Raw genomic sequence first — 6,736 nt, forward strand, 5'->3', positions numbered from 1 at the left:
CGCTGGCCGGCGGCGATGCGGCCGGTGTCGGCGAGGCCGAGGGCGCGCGCGCCGTGCGCGGTCATGCCGGCGAGCGCCTCGCGCGGGGTGAGGCGGAACAGGGTGCAGCCCAGGTTCAACATCAGCGTGGGCATGAACATCGGCGAGCTGCCGGGGTTGGCGTCGGTGGCGAGCGCCATCGGCACGCCGTGGCGGCGCAGCAGCTCGATCGGCGGCAGCTGCGTCTCGCGCAGGGTCAGGAAGGCGCCGGGCAGCAGCACGCCCACCGTGCCGGCCGCGGCCATCGCCTGCACGCCGGCCTCGTCGAGGTATTCGATGTGGTCGGCCGAGAGCGCGCCATGGCGTGCGGCGAGCGCCGCGCCGCCGAGGTTGGAGAGCTGCTCGGCGTGGGCCTTGATCGCCAGGCCGTGGCGCTGCGCGGCCTCGAACACGCGCTCGCACTGCGCCGGGCTGAAGGCGATGCCCTCGCAGAACACATCGACCGCATCGGCCAGGCCCTCGGCCGCGGCCGCGGGGATCATGCGCGCGCAGACCTCGTCGATGTAGCCGTCGGCGTCGCCGGCGAACTCGGGCGGCAGCGCGTGCGCGCCGAGCAGGGTGGTGACGATGCGCACCGGCAGCCCGCCCTCCTGCGTCCGGCCGAGGCGGCGCGCGACGCGCAGCATCTTGAGCTCGTCGGCCATGGCGAGGCCGTAGCCGGACTTGATCTCCACCGTGGTGGCGCCGTCGTCGACCAGCGCCCGCAGGCGCGGCAGGGCGGCGTCGAAGAGTTGATCCGGGCTCGCCGCGCGGGTGGCGCGCACGGTGCTGAGGATGCCGCCGCCGGCACGCGCGATCTCGGCGTAGCTCACGCCCTCCAGGCGCTGCTCGAACTCGTCGGCGCGGCTGCCGCCGAACACCAGGTGGGTGTGGCAGTCGACCAGGCCGGGCGTAAGCAAGCCGCCGCGGCCGGCCTCGATGCAGCCCTCGGCGCGCGCGGGATCGAACTCGGCCTCCGGCCACACGCCGGTGATGCGGTCGCAGTCGACGCGCACCGCCATCGGCCCCGGCAGCGTGTGCACGCCGTCGAACACGGTCGCCTCGCGCCACAGCAGGGACTGGCCTACTTGTATGTTCATTTATCTACTCATTAACTAAGATTTGTCTATACATTAGTGCATGAAAGGTGGCCGGTCAAGCCCCCGGGCGCCGGTGCTATTCTTCCCGAGGCGGGCAAGCGCTCCGGGGAAGGCTGCACAGCCAGGCCTGGCCCCGGCTTCCGGCTTGCCTGCAGCAGACTTCGGTAGCGGAGTTCAGGCGCAGGCGGGCGGGCACCTGCGGCCACGGCGCTCGCGCCGGGGGCCGCGCCCGACCGCTGCACTCGCGCCAACTGTATATACAATAAGTCCCACCACCCCCTGCAGGCACCCTCCATGGAACTCAAATGGCTTGAAGACTTCCTCAGCCTCGTCGACAGCGGCAGCTTCTCGCGCTCGGCCGAGCAGCGCCACGTGTCGCAGCCCGCGTTCTCGCGCCGCATCCGCGCGCTCGAGGCCTGGCTGGGGGCGGCGCTGGTCGACCGCAGCACCTTCCCCACCCGCCTGACCGAGGCGGGCGAGGCCTTCAAGGGGCCGGCGGCGGATCTCATCAACCGCCTGCATGCCGCGCGCGCGCTGGTACGCGGCCACCAGACCGCAGCGGGCGACGCGCTCGTGTTCGCCGTCCCGCACACGCTCGCCTTCGCCTTCTTCCCCGCCTGGCTGGGAAAGCTCAAGGCCGAGTTCGGCGAGGTGCCCACCCGGCTGATCGCCGGCAACGTCCATGACGTGGTGACCATGCTGGTGGAAGGCGGCTGCGACCTGCTGCTGTGCTACCACCACCCCACCCACCCGGTGTGGCTGGATCCGGCGCGCTTCGAGGGCATGCAGCTCGCGGTCGAGCGCGTGCGCCCCTACCTGCCGCGCCGGCTCGCGAACCGCCCGGGCTGGCAGCTGCCCGGCGCGGCCGAGTCCCCCATCCCCTTCCTGCGCTACGGGCCCAACACCTACCTGCGTCGCATGGTCGACACCATCCTCGACCGCGCCGCGCGCCCGGCCCACCTCGCGCTGCAGTACGAGTCCGACATGGCCGAGAGCCTCAAGGCCATGCTGCTCGCCGGCCACGGCCTGGCCTTCCTGCCCGCGAGCGCGGTCGCGCGCGAGGTGGAACGCGGCGAGGTGGTGGCCGCCGGCGGGCCGGAGTGGAGCCTGGAGATGGAGGTCCGCCTCTACCGCGACCGCGCCAACACCCGGCCCGAGCTGATGCGGCTGTGGCAACACCTGTCCAGCCCGACGAAGCCCGACTCCTGACGCCCCACGCCCCACGCCTCACGCCTCACGCCTCACGCCTCACCTATGCACAAGACGCATGACCCGATGTAGCAACGGCATGCCTGGCGGGTGCGCACCTCCACACAATGCGCGCACCTTTTCACACCACACGAGGCAGACAGATGAGTGCGACACAACAAGACCAGGCCAGCCTGGACCGCGTCGGCGGGCTTTCCTACCTGAACCCGGCCGCCCCCGAGCCGTGGGCGAGCTTCGTCGAGCAGATCGAGCGCGTGCGCCCCCACCTCGGCTCGCTCGAGCGCTGGATCGAGACCCTCAAGCACCCCAAGCGCGCGCTGATCGTCGACGTGCCGATCGAGCGTGACGACGGCACCGTCGCCCACTACGAGGGCTACCGCGTGCAGCACAACCTGTCGCGCGGCCCGGGCAAGGGCGGCGTGCGCTTCCACCCCGACGTCACCCTCAACGAGGTGATGGCGCTGGCTGGCTGGATGACGATCAAGAACGCCGCCGTCGGCCTGCCCTTCGGCGGCGCCAAGGGCGGCATCCGCGTCGACCCCAACAGCGTCACCAAGGGCGAGCTGCAGCGCATCACCCGGCGCTACACGTCCGAGATCGGCATCATCATCGGCCCGGACAAGGACATCCCCGCGCCCGACGTCGGCACCAACGCGATGACGATGGCGATCATGATGGACACCTTCTCGATGAACCGCGGCGGCACCGCCACCGGCGTCGTCACCGGCAAGCCGATCGCGCTCGGCGGCAGCCTGGGCCGCCAGGAAGCCACCGGCCGCGGCGTCTTCATCGCCGCGCGCGAGGCCGCCCGCCACCTGCGCCTGCCGATCGAGGGCGCACGCGTGGTCGTGCAGGGCTTCGGCAACGTCGGCGGCATCGGCGCGCGCATGTTCCACGACGCCGGCGCGCGCGTGATCGCGGTCTCCGACCACACCGCCATCCTGGTGAACGAGGCCGGCATCGACATCCCCGCCGCGCTCGCGCACACCGCCGCGAACGGCGGCCTGAAGGGCTTCGCCGGCGCCGCGCCGATCGACCCCGAGGAGTTCTGGCGCCTCGAGTGCGAGTTCCTCGTCCCCGCCGCGCTCGAAGGCCAGCTCACCGTCGAGCGTGCGAGCCACGCGCGCGCCCGCGTCGTCGTCGAAGGCGCCAACGGCCCGACCACCCCGGCCGCGGACGACATCCTGCACGAGCGCGGCATCCTGGTCGTGCCCGACGTGCTCGCCAACGCAGGCGGCGTCACGGTTTCGTACTTCGAGTGGGTGCAGGACTTCTCCAGCTTCTTCTGGACCGAGGACGAGATCAACGAGCGCCTCGAGCGCATCATGGTCGCCGCCTTCACCGCGATCTGGAAGGTCGCGCAGGAGAAGCAGGTGTCGCTGCGCACCGCCGCCTTCATCATCGCCTGCGCGCGCGTGCTTGAAGCGCGAGCGGAGCGCGGGCTGTATCCGTAAGGCGTGAGGCGTCAGGCGTCAGGCGTCAAGCGTCAGGCGTCAAGCGTCCGCGCCTGCCGCCCATGTAGGAGCGCCTGCAGGCGCGAATGCGGCCGTGGAGATTGCGCCACCGATCGGCGGGTTGTAGGAGCGCCGGCAGGCGCGAATGCCGCCGTGGGCGTACCCGCCTTCGTCGATTGCGCTCGCGCCGCTTTCGCGCCTGCCGGCGCTCCTACATGAAACATCGCGGCTCCGGGCCGCTGGGGTGGACGGTCGCGCCTGCGACGGCCTCGCCCCTCAACCCACCGCCCGCTGCAATGTAGGAGCGCCGGCAGGCGCGAATGCCGCCGTGGGCGTACCCGCCTTCGTCGATTGCCCTCGCGCCGCTTTCGCGCCTGCCGGCGCTCCTACATGAAACATCGCGGCTCCGGGCCGCTGGGGCGGGCGGTCGCGCTTGCGACGGCCTCGCCCCTCAACCCACCGCCCGCTGCAATGTAGGAGCGCCGGCAGGCGCGAATGCAGCCGTCGGGATTGCGCCACCGATCGGCAGGTTGTAGGAGCGCCGGCAGGCGCGAAAGCGGCGCCTGGCAACGCGACGCGCTGCGGCGGGCGCGGATCGGCTACGGCTTCAGCCGATACCCCGTGCGCAGCATCCAGGTCGCCACGCCGACGAACACCGCGAGGAAGAGCAGCGCCATCGCCAGGCTCACCCCGACCGCCACGTCGGCGGTCCCGTAGAAGCTCCAGCGAAAGCCGCTAACCAGATACACCACCGGGTTGAACAAGGACAGCGTGCGCCACGCCGCCGGCAGCATGTCGATCGAGTAGAAGCTGCCGCCGAGGAAGGTCAGCGGGGTAATGATCAGCAGCGGCACCAGCTGCAGCTTCTCGAAGTTGTCCGCCCAGATGCCGAGGATGAAGCCGAGCAGGCTGAAGCTCACCGCGGTGAGCAGCAGGAAGCCGACCATCCACAGCGGGTGCTCGATGCGCAGCGGCACGAAGAAGGTGGCGGTGGCGAGGATGATCAGGCTCAGGATCACCGCCTTGCTCGCCGCCGCGCCCACGTAGCTCAGCACGATCTCGAAGTGCGACACCGGCGCCGACAGGATCTCGTAGATCGTGCGCGAGAACTTGGGGAAGAAGATGCCGAAGGACGCGTTCGACACGCTCTGAGTGAGCAGGTTGAGCATGATCAGCCCGGGCACGATGAAGGCGCCGTAGCTCACCCCTTCCACCTCGGGGATACGCGCGCCGATCGCCGCGCCGAACACGACGAAGTACAACGAGGTGGTGATCACCGGCGCCAGCACGCTCTGCAGCAGCGTGCGCTTGGTGCGTGCCATCTCGAACAGATAGATCGCGCGGACCGCGTGCCAGTTCATCGTGCGCCCTCCCCGGCCGGTTCGCGCTCGCTCACCAGGCTGACGAAGATCTCTTCCAGCGAGCGCTGGGTGGTGTGCAGGTCGGCGAAGGCGATGCCGGCCGCGGCGAGGTCCTGCAGCAGGTCGGCGATCGCGTTGTCCTCGGTCTCCGCCTCGTAGCGGTAAACCAGCGTGCCGCCGCCCTTGCCCAGCGCCAGCCCGTAGCGCGCCAGCGCGGACGGGATCTCTTCGATCGGCGCCGCCAGCTGCAGCGTGAGCTGCTTGCCGCCGAGCTTCTTCATCAGCGCGGCCTTGTCCTCGACCAGGATCAGCGCGCCCTTGGCGATCACGCCGATGCGGTCGGCCATCTCCTCGGCCTCCTCGATGTAGTGCGTGGTCAGGATCACGGTGACGCCGCTGTCGCGCAGCCGGCGCACGAGCTGCCACATGTCGCGGCGCAGCTCCACGTCCACGCCGGCGGTAGGCTCGTCGAGGAAGAGGATGCGCGGCTCGTGCGACAGCGCCTTGGCGATCAGCACACGGCGCTTCATGCCGCCCGAGAGCATCATCAGCTTCGCGTCCCTCTTCGCCCACAGCGACAGGTCCTTGAGCAGTTGCTCGAGGTAGGCCGGGTCGGGCGGCTTGCCGAACAGGCCGCGCGAGAAGCTCACCGTGTTCCACACCGTCTCGAAGGCGTCGGTGGTGAGCTCCTGCGGCACCAGGCCGATGAGGGCGCGCGCGGCACGGTAGTCGCGCACGATGTCGTGGCCGTCCACGCGCACCGTGCCGGCGCTGGCGTTGACCAGGCCGCACACCACGCTGATCAAGGTGGTCTTGCCCGCGCCGTTGGGTCCGAGCAGCGCGAAGATCTCGCCGCGGCGGATGTCGAGGTCTACGCCCTTCAGCGCGGAGAAGCCGGAGGCGTAGGTCTTGGACAGCGCGGAGATCGAAATGATGGAGTCCATGGGGTCGAAGATAACAGATCGCCGCGGCGCCCCCTCGGGATCGAGCGCAAGCGAGGGCGGGGAACCCGCATTCGCGCCTGCCGGCGCTCCTACATGGGACGCCGCGAGGGCGGGGAAGCCGCATTCGCGCCTGCTGGCGCTCCTACATGGGACGCCGCGAGGGCGGGGAAGCCGCATTCGCGCCTGCCGGCGCTCCTACAGGGGACGCCGCGAGGGCGGGGAAGCCGCATTCGCGCCTGCCGGCGCTCCTACAGAGGACGCCGCGAGGGCGGAGAAGCCGCATTCGCGCCTGCCGGCGCTCCTGCGTGGGACGCCGCGGCGTGGGGGAACGCCGATGCGCAGCAACGGGGATCCGCGCGAACCCCGATATGCGGGAGCGCCGTGTTTTTTGTAGGAGCGCCGGCAGGCGCGAATGCGGCGGTGGAGGAACGATGCCCGGCGACGCGAGTGAAAGGCCGCACTCGCACCTGTCGGCGCCCCTGCAGCAAACACCGTCCGGCGGCGCGCTGCGGCCAGCCGTCGGGAACGCTTCCGCGGCGGGCGCGGCGCGCGTAGACTGCGCCGCACCCCGCCGCCGCCCCTCCACACCGCCAGATCCATGAGCCGCTCCGCCATGCTTCGCCGCTCGAGCCTGCATCGCCTCCCCTGGC

Annotated in this window: 5 protein-coding genes; 2 read left to right on the top strand and 3 right to left on the bottom strand. The window is 70.9% G+C overall.

The window, feature by feature from the left end; genetic code table 11:
* A partial coding sequence (gene hutI / locus C667_RS18705; protein WP_004375862.1) for an imidazolonepropionase occupies window positions 1–1,118 on the bottom strand: 1,118 nt, incomplete at its 3' end.
* Window positions 1,119–1,412: 294 nt separating this feature from the next.
* On the opposite strand from hutI, the gene C667_RS18710 reads away from it, so the two are divergent.
* Together C667_RS18710 and C667_RS18715 are read left to right on the top strand one after the other, a co-directional pair.
* Complete coding sequence (locus tag C667_RS18710; RefSeq protein ID WP_004375865.1) at window positions 1,413–2,327, top strand: LysR family transcriptional regulator; 915 nt, start codon at window positions 1,413–1,415, stop codon at window positions 2,325–2,327.
* A 143-nt stretch (window positions 2,328–2,470) separates the two neighbouring features.
* Window positions 2,471–3,781 (top strand): Glu/Leu/Phe/Val family dehydrogenase, encoded by a 1,311-nt coding sequence (locus C667_RS18715; RefSeq protein ID WP_004375867.1) that lies wholly within the window; start codon window positions 2,471–2,473, stop codon window positions 3,779–3,781.
* 599 nt (window positions 3,782–4,380) lie between these two features.
* Here the strand turns inward: C667_RS18715 and C667_RS18720 are convergent.
* Window positions 4,381–5,142 carry an ABC transporter permease gene (locus C667_RS18720; protein WP_004375871.1) on the bottom strand — a complete coding sequence of 254 codons (762 nt, stop codon included), beginning with the start codon at window positions 5,140–5,142 and terminating at the stop codon, window positions 4,381–4,383.
* On the bottom strand, window positions 5,139–6,086 hold the full coding sequence (locus C667_RS18725; RefSeq protein WP_004375874.1) for an ABC transporter ATP-binding protein: 948 nt from the start codon (window positions 6,084–6,086) through the stop codon (window positions 5,139–5,141). Before C667_RS18725 ends, C667_RS18720 begins: the two co-directional genes overlap by 4 nt.
* Window positions 6,087–6,736: the final 650 nt, after the last annotated feature.

Origin of the sequence: Thauera phenylacetica B4P (assembly GCF_000310225.1) — a bacterium.
In the GTDB taxonomy this organism is placed as follows: Bacteria; Pseudomonadota; Gammaproteobacteria; order Burkholderiales; family Rhodocyclaceae; genus Thauera; species Thauera phenylacetica.